General features: G+C 53.8%; 17 protein-coding genes and 1 pseudogene. 3 read left to right on the top strand and 15 right to left on the bottom strand.

The features are described from left to right. Positions 1-49 precede the first annotated feature (49 nt). The 14 genes and pseudogenes from HMPREF9304_RS02040 to HMPREF9304_RS01975 form a co-directional block, all read right to left on the bottom strand. Positions 50-454, bottom strand: a pseudogene (locus tag HMPREF9304_RS02040) (DUF8473 domain-containing protein); the annotation flags it as partial. A gap of 36 nt (positions 455-490) precedes the next feature. Continuing rightward, entirely contained in the window at positions 491-1,837 is a 1,347-nt protein-coding gene (traM, locus tag HMPREF9304_RS02035) for a conjugative transposon protein TraM (RefSeq protein WP_036926139.1), read from the bottom strand. Then, positions 1,818-2,105: a TraL conjugative transposon family protein gene (locus HMPREF9304_RS02030; RefSeq protein ID WP_174362025.1), complete on the bottom strand. Its 288-nt coding sequence runs from the start codon at positions 2,103-2,105 to the stop codon at positions 1,818-1,820. Before HMPREF9304_RS02030 ends, traM begins: the two co-directional genes overlap by 20 nt. Positions 2,106-2,132: 27 nt before the next feature. Further along, positions 2,133-2,756 (bottom strand): conjugative transposon protein TraK, encoded by a 624-nt coding sequence (gene traK / locus HMPREF9304_RS02025; RefSeq protein WP_004371727.1) that lies wholly within the window; start codon positions 2,754-2,756, stop codon positions 2,133-2,135. Between the two features lie 33 nt (positions 2,757-2,789). Then, positions 2,790-3,794 (bottom strand): conjugative transposon protein TraJ, encoded by a 1,005-nt coding sequence (traJ, locus tag HMPREF9304_RS02020; RefSeq protein WP_004371726.1) that lies wholly within the window; start codon positions 3,792-3,794, stop codon positions 2,790-2,792. 3 nt (positions 3,795-3,797) lie between these two features. Next, entirely contained in the window at positions 3,798-4,427 is a 630-nt protein-coding gene (locus HMPREF9304_RS02015; protein ID WP_025072698.1) for a DUF4141 domain-containing protein, read from the bottom strand. A 23-nt stretch (positions 4,428-4,450) separates the two neighbouring features. Then, positions 4,451-4,831: a DUF3876 domain-containing protein gene (locus tag HMPREF9304_RS02010; RefSeq protein WP_004371724.1), complete on the bottom strand. Its 381-nt coding sequence runs from the start codon at positions 4,829-4,831 to the stop codon at positions 4,451-4,453. A 38-nt stretch (positions 4,832-4,869) separates the two neighbouring features. Beyond that, positions 4,870-7,374: a TraG family conjugative transposon ATPase gene (locus tag HMPREF9304_RS02005; RefSeq protein ID WP_004371723.1), complete on the bottom strand. Its 2,505-nt coding sequence runs from the start codon at positions 7,372-7,374 to the stop codon at positions 4,870-4,872. Beyond that, positions 7,371-7,703, bottom strand: coding sequence for a DUF4133 domain-containing protein (locus HMPREF9304_RS02000; RefSeq protein WP_004371722.1), 333 nt, complete (start codon positions 7,701-7,703; stop codon positions 7,371-7,373). Before HMPREF9304_RS02000 ends, HMPREF9304_RS02005 begins: the two co-directional genes overlap by 4 nt. A gap of 11 nt (positions 7,704-7,714) precedes the next feature. Next, positions 7,715-8,032: a DUF4134 domain-containing protein gene (locus HMPREF9304_RS13935; RefSeq protein WP_004371721.1), complete on the bottom strand. Its 318-nt coding sequence runs from the start codon at positions 8,030-8,032 to the stop codon at positions 7,715-7,717. Between the two features lie 200 nt (positions 8,033-8,232). Further along, positions 8,233-8,961 carry a hypothetical protein gene (locus HMPREF9304_RS01990; protein WP_004371720.1) on the bottom strand — a complete coding sequence of 243 codons (729 nt, stop codon included), beginning with the start codon at positions 8,959-8,961 and terminating at the stop codon, positions 8,233-8,235. A gap of 16 nt (positions 8,962-8,977) precedes the next feature. Then, on the bottom strand, positions 8,978-9,331 hold the full coding sequence (locus HMPREF9304_RS01985; RefSeq protein WP_004371719.1) for a DUF3408 domain-containing protein: 354 nt from the start codon (positions 9,329-9,331) through the stop codon (positions 8,978-8,980). Positions 9,332-9,333: 2 nt separating this feature from the next. Further along, a complete protein-coding gene (locus HMPREF9304_RS01980; protein WP_004371718.1) occupies positions 9,334-9,774 on the bottom strand; it encodes a DUF3408 domain-containing protein in 441 nt (146 codons plus the stop codon). 2 nt (positions 9,775-9,776) lie between these two features. Continuing rightward, positions 9,777-10,826, bottom strand: a complete 1,050-nt coding sequence (locus HMPREF9304_RS01975; RefSeq protein ID WP_081040383.1) for a ParA family protein — start codon at positions 10,824-10,826, stop codon at positions 9,777-9,779. 421 nt (positions 10,827-11,247) lie between these two features. On the opposite strand from HMPREF9304_RS01975, the gene mobA reads away from it, so the two are divergent. From mobA to mobC, 3 genes are read left to right on the top strand one after another with little or no spacing between them, the layout of a single operon-like run. Next, the gene (gene mobA / locus HMPREF9304_RS01970) at positions 11,248-11,751 is read left to right on the top strand and encodes a conjugal transfer protein MobA (protein WP_004371716.1); all 504 of its coding nucleotides are present in this window, start codon (positions 11,248-11,250) and stop codon (positions 11,749-11,751) included. Then, on the top strand, positions 11,730-12,977 hold the full coding sequence (mobB, locus tag HMPREF9304_RS01965) for a conjugal transfer protein MobB (protein WP_008125997.1): 1,248 nt from the start codon (positions 11,730-11,732) through the stop codon (positions 12,975-12,977). Before mobA ends, mobB begins: the two co-directional genes overlap by 22 nt. Before the next feature lie 30 nt (positions 12,978-13,007). Beyond that, positions 13,008-15,011: a conjugal transfer protein MobC gene (mobC, locus tag HMPREF9304_RS01960; RefSeq protein WP_004371714.1), complete on the top strand. Its 2,004-nt coding sequence runs from the start codon at positions 13,008-13,010 to the stop codon at positions 15,009-15,011. A 148-nt stretch (positions 15,012-15,159) separates the two neighbouring features. On the opposite strand, the gene HMPREF9304_RS01955 is transcribed toward mobC, so the two are convergent. Next, positions 15,160-16,086 carry an Abi family protein gene (locus HMPREF9304_RS01955; protein ID WP_004371713.1) on the bottom strand — a complete coding sequence of 309 codons (927 nt, stop codon included), beginning with the start codon at positions 16,084-16,086 and terminating at the stop codon, positions 15,160-15,162. Between the last annotated feature and the right edge of the window lie 141 nt (positions 16,087-16,227).

Below are 16,227 nucleotides of genomic sequence, written 5' to 3'. Positions count from 1 at the left end.
ACCTAATCACTTGCCAAAGTGATTATTATCAAGCCCCTATTATGGGCGCACTGAAGGTGTAGAAACTGCCGTCCTCCGTGATGACGGACATATTCGTTTCGTTGGGAAAATTCCTTACGGTAGCCTTCACGCGGATGACGTTCTCCGCTCCGTCGGCTTTCCCGGCAATCAGGTCGGGCGAGCCTAAATCGACATAGCGCACCTCCGCCGGAAAAATGACGTGGACGGTCTTGTCGTAGGTCACTTCCAGACCGTGCGGCGGTATCATGCGGTCGAAGGTCAGCTTGCGCGACAGACCGTGATACAGGTCTCCGTCCGCCTCCTTCTGCGGATAGACCTCCTTCGTCAAGGTCGGCTGTTCACTTCCGTTGGTCGTTTCAACGGTTACATTCTCCTGCGCGTTGGCAGTTGCGATGCCCATAGCGAGGGCAAACATGATGATTACTTTTCTCATTACTTTTGGATTTTAGTGGTAATTTTTTTATTGATTTCAATCTTTTTCTTGGTAAAGCATGACCCTGTACCCGGCTTTCAGATGCACCTTGACGGTGCGCAGCTTCCCCGCGATGTACTGGCTCGTTCCTTGTATCAGCCCCTTGCCCAAGTCGGAGGCGAGCTGCGCCCCGGCATTGGTGGAGATATTGATGCTGCTACCCAACGAACCTCCCATGTTGGCGGCGACCTCTCGGACGGCGTTCATCTCCATCGAGTTCGGGATGAAGATGCCGGGCTGTCCGTCCGTGTCATAGACCGCAAGCTCCACGGGGATAATCGTGCCGTCGTATTCCAGCGAGGTGATCCCGATGTCGAGTCGTTCACCCTGTATCTTGCCCGTGCCGACCACCACCGCACCCCGTGGGATTGTCCTGCCCGCCACCGCCATAGGCTCCAGCAGGCGAAGCCTTACCGTCTGCCCGTCCGTCACGCTCTGCGCCTCATGCACACACGCCGGGATGGTGTTCCTGTCCGATACCTCCGCCGTGCCGACAGCCGTGTTGAAACCCCGGTTGCGTTCCTGTGAGAAAGTGGCGACAAACTCCGCGTTGCTCATGGGCTGTGCAAGGGAGGAAACGACTTGGCGGGTCACTTGCCTTACGGGTGTCGCCGTGTTCTTCTTTCCCTTCTGCACGGTGGCAGGCTCTGCCGCCTGTTCCGGCTTCCCACCGTTCTGACCGCCCATGTACTTTGCCGCCAGCTCATAGGACTTCTCCATAAGTGCCACCTGTTCGTCTATAGATGAAGTCCTGCCTTTTTCACTTTCCAGTTCCGATTCCAACGAGGCGATGCGCTCCAATAGCACATCCATCTCCGCATTGTCATTCTTCGGCTGTTCGTAAAAGTTGCCGAGGGTGGCGTTCAGGTCACGGTAGGCGGCTGCGGAGGATTGGATGGTTTGCGGCGTGGCAGGCTTTGCCCTTTCTTCCTTGCCGCCCGGATTGGCGAGGTCGAAGTCCGTACCGTCCTCCGTTCCCGCTATCTCGCGGTCGAACATGTCGCCCAGCTGCCCGATGGCACGGTTGCGGCTCTCCAGCCGCTCTTCCATCTCCCCATGCTCGTAGGCTTTCAGCTTGTCGCCGATAATCTGCCGGTTCGCCTTGTCCGCGTCTGGCATCTCGGTGTTGTAGCCGTCCGTTCCCGGCGGTTGTTCCTTGCCGGAGGAAGGGGCGAATATCAACCACATCGCCCCGATGAAGACCAGCACCATAGCAGGCAGGACTATCATCTTCTGCCGTTTCAGCCGCTGCGCCTCTGTCAGCGGTTCGCGCTCCTTTTTCGGCTTTCCCGCGTCGGGAGCGGCTTTGTTCTCTTTCGTTGATTCATTCTTCGTCTGTTCCATATAAATAAGGTGTTAAGTGATTGTCAGTTTCCACCGGGGTCGGTAGTTCCACCCGTCCGGCATGTCCCGTATCCATACGTGAGCCGTCGTTTCTGCCGATGTCATAGACGGCTCTGCCGAAGGTGTAGAGGGCAAGCATCGCGAAGGCGGCGAGCATCCCCAGCACGATGCGGCGGCGTGTTTCCGGCGGCAAACCGTCCAGATACCCTTTGAGCCTTGCCACCAGCCGTTTCCGTTTGTCGTGGAGTTTCCAATACATGCCCCACATTGATTTTCTGATACTTTTCATGTCCTGTTACCGTTTGATTGTCTGTAAATCCTTGTTCTCGATGATGGTGAACCCCTCAATGGTGAAACCGTTTGGGTTGTCGTCCGACCGCGATGCGTTCAGCAGGCGGCAGGTGGTCACGAGGCTGCGCTCGGTGACGTTGCTTTGCCGGATGATTTTCTGCGTGGCGTAGGTCACGGCACGGTAGGGATAGGCGTTGAAGTCGCACACCACGCTGTCCACTTTCAGCACTTGGTTGATGTTCCCGGCGATGATGCGGTTGTAGTACCCCTTCTCCGCGAAGTCCGAATAATAGTGGTACACGCTCTTGTCCGCCAGCAGCAGGGCACGTTTTACGTTGTGTTCAATCGCGCTTTTTTCAGGTGACAGCGTGAAGAAAAGCTCGTGGAAGCGGCGCACATGCTCCCGTGCTTCCGCCGGGCGGTTCTGCGATAAATCCTGAGAGAGAGCCAGCATCAGCGACTTGCCGTTGTCCAGCACATAGATTTTCTCCCGTTGCTTCTCTGCGAAACGGTAGGAGTTCCACACGCTCCACACCGTCACCACAGCGCACAGCGAGAGGAAGACGATACCGAACAGGCGTAGCTGCCTGAACGATGATTCGATGTTTCTGAGTGACTTAAATTCCATTCTTAATTCTGTTTCAATGATTCTACATGATTGTTATTTCAGCAATTTGCCGGCACGTCCCATCATATTGCCTGTCGCAGCTCCGGCAACACTGCCCGCCATTCCTCCGGCACGTCCCGCCATCTGGTTCACGTTGCGACCGTAACCGCCCATGCCTCCGGCTTGGATAATCCAGCCGGCAACGGTGGGAATGGTGAAGTAGCCGATGATGCCGATGCAGAGGAACACGATGTACACCCCGTCGCTCGAATCCAGCGAGAAGTTCGGGTCTGCCTGCATCCGCTCGATGTCGCTTTGCAGCATCAGCACCTGTATCTTCGCCAGTATGGTGCTGAACATGTCCGACACCGGCAGCCACAGATATACCTGTATGTAGCGGCATATCCACTGCGTGAGCGTGCTTTGGAAACCGTCCCACACCGATATGGCGAAGGCTATCGGACCGAGTATCGCCAGCACCACGAGGAAGAAGGTTCGGACGGTGTCTATCACGAGGGCGGCGGCTTGGAACAGCAATTCCAGTATCTCGCGGAAGAAGTCGCGGATGTTTTTCTTCATGTTGTACATTCCCCGGTCGATATACATCCCCGCCATCGTCACCATGTCGGAGGGCGACCAGCCGAGTTCCTCCAGCTGCTTGTCAAACTCCTCGTTGGACACGAGGTAGGCGGTTTCGGGGTTGCGCATCATCGCCTCGTATTCCAATTTGTCCTTCTGCTGGCGGTAGGTGTTCATGTCCAGCGTTTCCGCCTCCAGCATCTTTGCCGTGCCCTGTACGACGGGTGAGAGGATGCTGTTTATCGTGCCCAGCACCACAGTCGGGAAGAACATGATGCACAGACCGATGGCAAAAGGACGGAGCATCGGGAATACGTCTATCGGTTCGGCTCTCGCCAGCGACTGCCATACCCGGTAGGCGACGTAGAACAGCGCACCCAGTCCGGCGATGCCTTTCGCCACACCCGCCATGTCTCCGCACAACGGCATCATCTGCTCGTAAAGCGAACGTAGAATCTGGTGAAGGTTGTCGAAATTCATAGGCTACCAGTATCTTTCGTTCATGTTTCCGTACAGCCCCATGATGCGGTCGAGGTCGTTCTTCTTTTTCGCACGCAGGTAGCTCACGGAGATGTTCTTGTTCGTGTAGTAACTTACGAGGTTGCGGTAACGCTTCATCTTCGAGTGGCAGCGTTCCACCACGTCCATGCGCTCCTTGTCGGTCATGGAGAGCGTGGTGATGTTCACCACATTCTTCAGTTCCGTCAATACTTCGTTGCTCTCTTCCAGCAGTTTCGTGTAACCGAAAGCGATTGCCGACAGCTCTTCTGGTCTGAAATTTCCATCACGGAGCATCCTTTGGAAACTGTTTACATAAATGTCGGTGATGTCGCCTACCATCAGGATGGTCTGCTGCACCTTGCGGGCGTCCTTGACGAGATTGTTCACCGATTTGAGAGCATCGTAATACTTTTTGCCCTGCTGATAGATTTTCACCGTTTCCTGAAAGTTGCTCACCATGTTCGTGGCAGTCTTGGAGGTATGGATGATGTTTTTGGAGGCATTGATGATACCCTGCGCCAGATTGCCCGGATCGCTTACGACCCACTGTGCGCTTGCCCTGCCTGCGAAAAGCAGGCACAGGCAGATAATCATTGTTATTCTTGTTCTCATGTTACTTTGGATTTTAGTGGTTGTTATTCTTCTGTCGGGTGTCCCGGCTGCGGTTTCACCCGCACATAGTCGCCGCCCGGCGAGAAGGTCAGCACGTCCGTGGCCTCGTTATAGGACACGTCGATGCGGAAGCCGGTGTTCATGAACAGGTTGCCGGTTTTCTCCTGCAAGAGATAGGTTTCCGGTTTCAGCTTGCGGCGCAGACCGCTCCGGCGGAACACCGTCACCTTGTAGGCTTCGCCCTCCTTGTAGATAAGCACGTCGGGCTTCCCCTCCACGCTCTCCCAGTTCCCGCACAGCATATCACGGCGGTTGTCGGCCACGTCGCAGGATTGCAGCATCATGACCGCCAATCCGATCAGACACTTGCTGACTTGCAGCATTTTCACTTTTGGTAAATTCATATGCGTTTTCCTTTTTTTGTTGATACATTCTGTTTTAGTTATTCCTTGTTCCTCCGCCTTTCGGCAAGCTGCCGGATGGCGGCTTCGATGTCACCGCCCAGCTTCTCCGCCAGACGGTAAACCTCCACTTTTTCCGTTTCTTCGGTAGTGTACGCCAGATACTCTTCTGCACTGACCTCGGTGGCATAGACCGCCGATTGTGTGCCACCCAAGCCTATCCACACCTCCTTGTAGAGCCGTGAAGGGTTGTTCGCCATGTTGATGGAGAGTATCTGCGACTTCTCCTTTTCCGTCAGTCCGAGCAACGCCTGTATCTGGTCGAACTTGTTCATATACTTGCGCTGGTCGAGAAGTATCTTGCAGTCGGAGTTGTTGATGATGCTCTCCTTGACCACCGGAGAACTGATGATGTCGTCCACCTCCTGCGTCACCACGATTGCCTCGCCGTAATATTTTCTGACCGTCTTGTACATATAACGTAGGTATTCAGCCATGTTTGCCGAAGAGAGGGCCTTCCAAGCCTCCTCCACGATAAGCTGTTTCCGCACCCCTTTCAGCCGCCGCATCTTGTTGATGAAGGCTTCCATGATGATGATAGTCACGACGGGGAACAGTTCGCGGTTCTCTTTTATACTGTCAATCTCGAAGACGATGAACCGCTTGCCGAGCAGATCGATGTTCTCCGTGGAGTTGAGCAGGAAGTCGTAACGTCCGCCCCGGTAATACTGCCGCATGGTGGTGAGCATGTTGTCGATGTTGAAGTCGGACTTCTCCACCTTGATGTCGCGCTGCGCCAGTTCCGTGCGGTAGTCGTCGCGCATATACTCGTAGAAAGTGTTGAACGACGGCACGATGCTACGGTCGGATTGGATACGCTCGATGTAGGCACTCACGGCACTGCCCAGTTCGCCGCTCTCCGTCTTCGTCACCTTGTCGTCCTCCGATTTCCAGAGCGTAAGAAGCAGGGTCTTGATGCTGTCCTTCTTCTCCACATCGAAGATGTAATCATCGGTGTAGAACGGGTTGAATGATATGGGCTTCTCTTCCGTGTAGGTGAAATACACGCCGTCCACTCCGCCTGTCTTGCGCCGGATCATGCCGCACAAGCCCTGATAGGAGTTTCCCGTGTCCACCAATACCACATGTGCGCCTTGCTCATAATATTGGCGCACGAGGTGGTTCATGAAGAACGACTTGCCGCTGCCCGAAGGACCCAGCACGAACTTGTTGCGGTTGGTCGTGATACCCCGCTTCATCGGAAGGTCGCTGATGTCGAGGTGCAGCGGTTTCCCTGTGAGCCTGTCCACCATCTTGATGCCGAAGGGCGAGAGCGAGCTGCGGTAGTTGGTTTCCTCCGTGAACAGGCACACCGCCTGTTCGATGAAAGTGTGGAAACTCTCTTCCGCCGGGAAGTCCGCCGCATTGCCGGGTATCGCCGCCCAGTAGAGTGTAGGGCAGTCGATGGTGTTGTGGCGCGGCACGCACTCCATGCTTGCCAGCTGGCTGCCCACGTCGTTCCTTATGTGCTTCAGTTCCTCCGCGTCGTCGCTCCACGCCATGACGTTGAAGTGCGCCCGTACCGAGGTCAGCCCGTAGGACCGGGCTTCGTTCAGGTATTGGTCTATCCACTCGCGGTTGATGCTGTTGCTCCTTGAATAGCGTGAGAGCGACTGCATGTTACGGGCGGACTTCTCGAACTTCTGCAAGGCTTCCTCGCTGTTATTTATCAGCACATACTGGTTGTAGATATGGTTGCAGGAGAGCAGCAGCCCCACCGGGGAGGCGAAGGAGAGGCGGCAGTCGCTCCGGTCGGTGGAGAGCTTCTCGTAACGGGTGTCGGTAGCCACCTTGCCCGGCAGGTCTTCCGCGTCGGAGAGGGTGTGCAGACACAGGCGGTTGTCGCCGATGCGCATCTCCCTTGCCGAAAGTTCGATGTCCTGCAAGGTGATGTCACCTTCCGGCATGAGCGAGAAGTAGCGTTCTACCAGCCCCGCCTTACCCTCCGTCCCCACAATCTCGTCGGTGGAGAGGCGGCGCAACCTGACAAGCCCGCTGTCGTTCATGATACGCTCGAACTGTTCGCAGGCTTCCATGAACTTGGTCGTGGTTTCCCTGTCCAGCTCTTTCGGGATGATGTGCCCTCGGCACAGCGTGCTGAAGTTGCTCTGCATCCGGCTACGCTCCTTCGTCGTCTTGGTCAGGTAGAGGTAGCAGGTGTGTTTCAGGTACGGACGCTCGTTGAAGTGACGCTCGAAGCTCCGTGAGAGGAAACTCATGTCGTCCTTCTGAAGCTCCGGCTTGTAGCGTTCCTTGATAAACCAGTCCTGCTTGTGAACGACGGAGTAGTCCGGCAGCACCTTGATTGCCTTGCACCAGCAGCCGTGTATCGCCTCGTACTCCGCGCCCGTCACGGTGTAAAGCTCCGGCAGCTCCACCTCGAAAGCCACCGTGATGTCGGCGTCCTTTGAGATGATGCAGCCATGCTCCACCGCAAGCAGGGGAAACTTGTTTTCCAGTGTTGTCATTTTTGATGTATTCCTCATGTCGTTTCTTCCTTTCGTTGTCGTTTGAACAGACGGGTTATCCGCCGCCGGTTGATAAGGTATCGGGGATGGCTCCGTGACGCTCCCAATTTCATCAGCCCGTGTTCGCCGTACCGGGCGTTCAGCGCGAAGGTCTGCCACACAAGGAGGGAGGACGATGCCGCGCCGAAGCCGATACATATCCACTGGTCGATACCGACCATGTAGAGGATGACGAACAGGACGAAGAGAGCCAGCAGACCTCCGCAGAAAATGAAGAGGTACTGTGCCTTCAAGCCCTTGAACTCTACCGGACGGCCGATACCCTTGTTTACCGGGTATTCAGCCATACATTATTACATTAAAGGAAGAATGAGCGCAGGATGGTGGCGGCTACAATCAGGAAGATACACGCGCCGAACCAGCTTGCTGCTGTTTTTGAGGTGTCGGGGTCACCCGATGAGAATTTTCCGTACACTTTCACGCCCCCGATAAGCCCGACGACCGCGCCGATGGCGTATATCAGTTTAGTTCCGGGGTCGAAATACGAACTCACCATAGAGGTGGCTTCGTTGATGCCCGCGATGCCGTTTCCTTGCGCGAAAGCGGAGGCGGTTGCGGCGATGAAAAGTGCCGCGGATAGGATTGCTTTTCTGTTTTTCAAGATGTTCTTGTTCATGAATTGTCCTTGTTTTTTGCCGTCGAAAGGGTGGATAGTCCTTTGTCGGGCGGTTGTTACTCTGTTACTTTACTTTGGTTTTAGTGGATGCCCGTTTGTTTCCACAGACGTGGGCGTGTCCGTTGCGGACGGGATACGCCTTGCGTTTCCTTGCCGCGTGGGTTGATGTCACTATTTCATGTCCATTCCTTTTTCAGTTGTCATACATAGTTTCGGATGTCGAAATCCTCGATGTTGTCCGGCACGATGAACTCCTTTTCGGGTTTCTTCAGCCGGATCTCGATAAGCCCCTTGATGCGGATGCCTATCTCCGAAGAGCCTTCCATCATTTTCTCGTACAGCTCCGTGCCTTCCATGTCGGTGAACACCTTCGCCGCCTTTTCACGTTCCGCCTGTGTCGCGTCCGGGTTCATGGCGGTCTTGCAGGCGTCGTCAATCTCGTCAAAGCTGCTGCCCGAAGCCCGTGGCGTGTCCGAAGCGTCTTCATCCGGTTCGTCCTCCCCGTATCCCAGTTCCTCCGGCGGCATGCTCGTGAAGGTCTCATCGAGCTTTTCCTCCGGGACTTGCGCCGGGCGGGACGCGGTTTCCGTGTTTCCGTCGTCAAAAGTAGCCTCTTCCTCCGACAGCTCAATGCCTTTTTCCAAAGTGGCGGCTTCTTGCGCCGGTATGGCAGCGATTGTCCGGGTGGATGCCATTTTGAAACGGCTCTTGCCGATGATGTCCCCCTTTGCCGTGGAAACTTCCTCATGTGCCGCTACGCTCTTTGGCCCATTCCTGTCCAACGACCGCCATAATCCGGCGATGCCCTTGAAGAAGCGGACAAGCCGCATGTCCATGATGCGCTCGTAAAGGAGCAGGAACAGGAACCATAGGTTGCAGCCGACCGATACCGCCAGCAGAATGTCTGTCATGCTGATTGTTTCATTCATATACTTCCGGTTTTAGTTAGAATACTGAATTGTAATTCCGGGCGTAAAGGCTCTTTATAGCGTCCTCGCACTGGTTGAAGTGGTGCGTCAGCACATGGTCGATGTAGGCGGACAGTGTAAGCCTATCATGCCCGATTACACGGGTGATGCGCATGATACGCTCGTGGTACTCCGGACGCACATACGCCATCTTGCCCTCCCGCGCCTTTACTTCCGGGTCGCGGATGAATAGACGTTCATAGTCCTTCTCGCAGCATTTGCCGCTCACCGGGACGGGCGACAGTATTTCCACGCTCGCCTGCACTTGGGCAAGCATGCCTCCGCAGTCCTGCTGCGGTCTTTTTTCATTCGGTGTCATTTCTTTTTCCATTTTCAAATCAGATCTTCACGTTGTTTCTTGTACAGTTCGTTGATTCTCTCCTTGTGCTGTTCCAGATGCTGGCGCAGCACGGTATCCACATAGCCGCCCACAGAGATTTCCCCTCCGGCGATGTCGTTCACGATTTTGAGGATCTTGCCGTGTACGTCGCGGCTGATATAGACACACTGGCGGGTCTTTATCTCGTTGCGGCGCAGGAACAGCTCGTTATAGTCCTCGTCCTGCCTTTTCCGGCGGCCGCCTTCCCTCTGCGCTCTCTCCCGTGTCACGGGTTGAGCCGGTGGCGGCTCCGGTGCGGCGGTGTCCTCTCCGGTCGGTACGGCTGCGGGGTCTTCCTGCGCCGGGCGTAGTGTCCCGTCCTGTGTGCGCCGCCCGATAGATGCCAACAGCAGTTCCTCGTCGATGCCTTCCGTGTTTACTTTCCTGCTGCCCATGCTCACTGCGGTCTGATGATGTCGCTTATCTCTTCGGAAAACTCACGGATGCCGCTCCCTTTCAGCAGTGCCGTGTCCATCGGGAAGATGGTGGAGCGGAAAACGCTCTTGCGCTCTTCCGAAAGGTCGCGGCGGAACTTCTTGCTGTCGGGCAGGCGGGTGGAAAGCACCGGGAAGCCCATTTCGGCTATCACTTCCTCGTAGATGCCGTACAGGTCGTTCCTCTCCCTGCCGTCCACCATCGTCCAGAACAGATGCAGCCCCTTTGTTTTCGCTTGCCCGGTTGTCATCAGCCTGTCGCGGAACATCGTGACGAATTTCAGGGTACTTTCCACGACAAAGCGGTCGGCACTCAGGGGCGTGAAGATGTAGTCCATCTGCGAGAGCGTCTTTATCACGCCGTTGCTCCGGAGTGTCCCCGGCATGTCGAAGAAAACCACGTCGGGCTTCACGACCTCGGCGGCGATCATCCTTTCCGCATCGTCGAGGGCGTTCACCGCGTTGCTCTTGATGACCGGATAGGCGTTCTTCTTTATCTTGCGGAAATGGTCGCACGCGAGAGCCTTGAAGTAGATGCTCCTGCCGATGAGTGCCGTCTCATGTTCGCGCAGGCCGTGGATGCTGTGCTGCGGGTCGTCGCAGTCCACGACGGCGACATTGTAGCCTTTCACGTTGTGCAGGTAGCTGGCGGCGAGTGCCGTGACGGTGGATTTGCCGATGCCACCTTTCTGTGTTGCGAATGCAACGAAGATTTCCTTACTCATGGTTCTATTCAGTTTAATTGTTGATGATTTTGTTTTCTGTTTACATGCGAATTGAATTACCGCATTATCCGTTTCCGTGAACAGGCACACGGGCGGGTCACCGCGTATCCGGTTCTGCGGTGAAGCGGTGCGGCGGACAAGTGATGAATGACGACACTGCGTCATGAAGTCATTGAATCCATGCGTCACCGAATTGTCGGACAACCGGGTTTCCGACGGTTCGGGTATCCGTTTCGGCAAGTGTCCGCCGAAGCGGTTGTCCGGGTATTTGAATATTCCTTTCCTCATATCTTCAAACCGTTAGTTTCTTGAATCATGCTGCAAATAAACAAGTATATTTTTGAACTTGTATCACTTCCCAAGCAAGTGGCGGCATGTTGCGCCGGTTGGCAGCCATTGGCCGGGTCAAGTATCTGTTCGTTACCGCTTTAAGAGCGTAACTTTGCACCCGGACGGCAGGGTTCGCCGATGGCGCGCGGCCCGGAGTCCTGAAAGGTATTTTCCCAATCCGTCCCCTGACGGATTTTTATGTTCACCTGAACATAGCAAGGTATGTTTTCAGCCGCTCAAAATATTTTGAGCATCCCGGAAAACGCCTTGCCCTTGCAGGGGGCGGGCTTTCCCTCCGAAGTCGGGAAGCCTTTCAGAACTGCGGTGCCGTGACCCGAAGCGGCGGCTTATGCCGTCAATCCGCTAAATCCAAAGTAATATGAAAGAGAAAAGGAAAAGCAAAGCAGGGAGAAATCCCAAACTTGATCCGGCGGTGTACCGGTACACCGTCCGTTTCAACGAGGAGGAACACAACCGTTTCCTCGCCATGTTCGGAAAATCGGGTGTCTATGCGCGGTCGGTTTTCCTCAAAGCGCACTTCTTCGGACAGCCGTTCAAGGTGCTGAAGGTGGACAAGACGTTGGTGGACTATTACACCAAGCTGTCGGATTTTCATGCGCAGTTCCGCGCCGTAGGTACGAATTACAACCAAGTCGTGAAGGAACTGAGGCTGCATTTTTCAGAGAAAAAGGCGATGGCGTTGCTCTATAAATTGGAGCAACACACCGTCGAACTCGTGAAACTGAGCCGTCAGATTGTGGAACTGTCAAGGGAGCTGAAAGAGCAGCGAGAGCAGAGCCAAACTTGTTTGGACTCTGCCGAGTCGCGTTTGAAGAAGAGTGAAACTCAAATGGAGGCGAAATGGTCGCAAAAATCAGTGTAGGCAGCTCGTTGTACGGCGCGATTGCCTACAACGGGGAGAAGATTAACGAGGCACAGGGGCGGCTTCTCACCACCAACCGCATCTATAATGACGGTTCGGGGAAGGTGGACATCGGCAAGGCGATGGAGGGCTTCCACACCTTCCTGCCACCGCAGATGAAAGTGGAGAAACCGGTGGTGCATATCTCGCTCAACCCGCACCCGGAGGATGTGCTGACCGATGCGGAATTGCAGGACATCGCCCGCGAGTATCTGGAAAAGCTCGGTTTTGGCAACCAGCCTTATCTTGTATTCAAGCACGAGGACATCGACCGTCACCATCTGCACATTGTGACGGTGCGGGTGGATGAGAACGGGAAATGTATCAGCGACAAGAACAACTACTACCGCAGCAAGCAGATTACTCGTGAGCTTGAAAGGAAATACGGGCTGCACGATGCGGAGCGCAGGAACCGCCGTCTTGACACGCCGCTATGTAAAGTGGACGTATCGGCAGGCGATGTGAAGAAGCAGGTAGGCAATACCCTGAAGGCTCTGAACGGGCAGTACCGTTTCCAGACGATGGGCGAATACCGTGCGCTCCTTTCCTTATATAATATGACGGTGGAGGAAGCGAGGGGTAACGTGCGCGGACGGGAATATCACGGGCTGGTCTATTCCGTCACGGACGACAAGGGCAACAAGGTCGGCAACCCGTTCAAGTCCTCGCTTTTCGGGAAGTCCGCAGGCTATGAAGCCGTGCAGAATAAGTTTGCCCGTTCCAAGCTTGAGATTAAGGACAGGAAACTCGCCGACATGACGAAACGCACCGTCCTTTCCGTGCTGCAAGGCACTTATGACAAGGACAGGTTTGTGTCCCTGCTCAAAGAGAAAGGCATCGACACCGTGTTGCGCCATACGGAGGAAGGGCGCATCTACGGGGCTACTTTCATCGACCACCGCACGGGGTGCGTGCTGAACGGCTCACGCATGGGCAAGGAGCTTTCGGCGAATGCCTTGCAGGAACATTTTACCCTGCCATACGCAGGACAGCCGCCGATACCGCTATCCATCCCTGTGGATGCTGCGGACAAGGCGCACGGGCAGACCGCATACGACCGTGAAGACGTATCGGGCGGAATGGGCTTGCTCACTCCCGAAGGTCCGGCGGTAGATGCCGAGGAAGAGGCTTTCATCCGGGCGATGAAGCGCAAAAAGAAGAAAAAGCGCAAGGGCTTGGGTATGTAATCGGAGTATCAACAATTAAAAAATCAATGTATGTCACAACAAGAAGACGATTTGAGGGCATTGGCGAAAATCATGGATTTTCTGCGTGCCGTGAGTATCATTTTAGTGGTCATGAACGTGTACTGGTTCTGCTACGAAGCCATCCGGCTGTGGGGCGTGAACATCGGTGTGGTGGACAAAATCCTGATGAACTTCGACCGCACGGCGGGGCTGTTCCATTCCATACTGTACACGAAGCTGTTTGCCGTCCTGCTGCTTGCCCTGTCCTGTCTGGGTACGAAGGGTGTCAAGGGAGAGAAAATCACTTGGAGAAAAATATGGACGGCACTCGCCATCGGGTCCGTGCTGTTTTTCCTGAACTGGTGGATACTGGCTCTGCCGTTGCCGGTCGAAGCGGTGACGGGGCTGTATATCATTACCATCGGTACAGGCTATGTCTGCCTTTTGATGGGCGGTCTGTGGATGAGCCGTCTGTTGAAACACAATCTGATGGAGGATGTTTTCAACAATGAGAACGAGAGTTTCATGCAGGAAACAAGGCTCATCGAAAGCGAGTATTCGGTCAATCTGCCCACACGCTTCTATTACAAAAAGCGTTGGAACAACGGCTGGATCAATGTGGTGAATCCCTTCCGTGCGTCCATCGTGTTGGGTACGCCGGGCAGCGGCAAATCCTACGCAGTGGTGAACAGCTTTATCAAGCAACAGATTGAAAAGGGCTTCTCAATGTATGTGTACGACTTCAAATTCAGTGACTTGTCCACCATAGCCTACAACCATTTGCTGAACCACCCGGAGGGCTACAAGGTGAAGCCGAAATTCTATGTGATCAATTTCGACGACCCGCGACGCTCACACCGTTGCAATCCCATACACCCGGATTTCATGGAGGATATTACGGACGCTTACGAGAGTGCCTACACGATAATGCTCAACCTCAATAAAACGTGGGTGCAAAAGCAGGGCGACTTCTTCGTGGAGTCACCTATCATTCTGTTTGCCAGTATTATCTGGTATCTCAAAATCTATCAGAACGGGAAATACTGCACGTTTCCCCATGCCATCGAGTTTTTGAACCGCCGTTACGAGGATATTTTTCCGATACTGACTTCCTATCCCGAACTGGAGAATTACCTTTCCCCGTTCATGGATGCTTGGCTCGGAGGGGCTGCGGAGCAGCTCATGGGGCAGATAGCGTCGGCAAAAATTCCGCTTTCGAGGATGATTTCCCCGCAGCTCTACTGGGTGATGTCGGACAGCGAATTTACGCTGGACATCAACAATCCCGAAGAGCCGAAAATCCTATGCGTGGGCAACAATCCCGACCGTCAGAACATTTACGGGGCGGCTCTCGGTCTGTATAACTCCCGTATCGTGAAACTCATCAACAAGAAGGGGATGCTGAAGTCGTCGGTCATCATCGACGAGCTGCCCACGATATACTTCAAAGGGTTGGACAATCTTATAGCTACCGCCCGAAGCAACAAGGTTGCCGTGTGTCTGGGCTTTCAGGATTTCAGCCAGTTAGTGCGCGACTACGGCGATAAGGAAGCAAAAGTCGTGATGAATACGGTCGGTAACATTTTCTCCGGGCAGGTGGTAGGAGAAACGGCAAAGACACTATCGGAGCGGTTCGGGAAGGTGTTGCAGAAACGGCAGTCTATCTCCATCAACCGGCAGGATGTTTCCACCTCCATCAACACGCAGATGGACGCGCTTATCCCGCCGAGCAAGATTTCCGGGCTTACGCAGGGTATGTTTGTCGGTTCGGTGTCCGACAACTTCAACGAGCGCATCGAGCAGAAGATTTTCCACTGCGAGATTGTGGTGGATGCCGAGAAGGTGAAGCGGGAGGAAAGTGCCTACAAGAAAATACCTGTCATTACCGATTTCACGGACGAGGACGGAAACGACCGCATGAAGGATACGGTGCAGGCGAACTACCGGCGCATCAAGGAAGAGGTGAAGCAGATTGTGCAGGATGAACTGGAACGCATCGCAGGCGATGACAACCTGAAGCACCTGTTGCAGTAGAAATAAAAAAACAGAGGTGGCGGAAAATATCTCCGTCACCTCTTAAAATGAAGAACGCCTCCCAAGTATGCTGTCTTACGATGCGCCCAGGAGGTTTATTGTATTGCTTCTCTTTTTGTTTTTCCGCACCTGTAAACAGGCACTTTTTTCATTTCCAAATCGGCTCTTCTTTCCAGCGGTTGAAGAAGCCTATCTTGTAGATGGGCACATCCGCATACTCCTCAAACAATGCCAGCAGTTTCTCTTTGAACGTATGCCCCTCGTCTATGGCATTGCAGAGATATAACATTGCCGTAATCACATAGAACGGTTTTTTCTGCTGTACCTCGGTCAATGGACGGGAAAGCCATGTCATTCGCGGATTATGAATTTCACAAGGCCGTTTGACCATGTTCCGACTCCATATTCTGGAATGGTGCGCGATTATGTTGCGCATATATGAAATGGCTTCAAGCCATCCCGAAAGTTCATTGTGTAGATTCAGCCCCATATCATTGGCTATTGCTGATTTTTCGGGCAGTTGGTGGTTAAGGTTCTTGTATATCTTGGAAAGTGTGCCGAATGTGGCCACTTCAAATATAATCCACGCATCCGGGTGTTCGTCAAGCGTCTTTTCACCGCTTGCATCAGTCACAAGGTGCTTGCGCCTGTAGTCTTTCACAAAAATCTCATTGCTCCGTAAGAATTCTTCTATCAGTTCTTTGAGGTGCTGTGTGTGAAAAGCGACATCAGCAAACAATCTCGGGTCACGATACCACAGCCCTCCGTAGGATTGTGAAAGATGATAAATCATCTTTGTGCGTAGCGTGATTTCTATTGTTTCGATGGCATCAAATAAAATAAGGCGCAGTTCCTTGTCGAAATAATAGCGTGTGATTACATCTTCCAGTTTGGAATCCGGCTGAAACAGATGATTGGCTCTATCGGACTGCATGTCCCACCAATATCCCTTCAAACGATAGTAGCTGATATGAGCCAAATGTCGGGCAGCGAAACCTTCATCGCCGACAAGCATTCCTCTTTGTTTGAGCAGTTCTATTTGTTCATCAATGGAACGTGATTCCTTATTTGCCATACCGTTATAAAAAAGAATGACCCGCCGGCAGATCTTACGGTATGCCAAACGGGTACTGTTATCGTTGAACACGGTCAGAACCGCATGTCTTCTTAATTGTAGATGCAAAGATAAGACTTTTTTATGTAACGACAAAAAATA

The organism is Hoylesella timonensis S9-PR14 (assembly GCF_000762405.1).
Taxonomy (GTDB): domain Bacteria; phylum Bacteroidota; class Bacteroidia; order Bacteroidales; family Bacteroidaceae; genus Prevotella; species Prevotella timonensis_A.
Note: the sequence above shows the minus strand (reverse complement) of the source record. Positions and strands in the feature narration are given on the sequence as shown.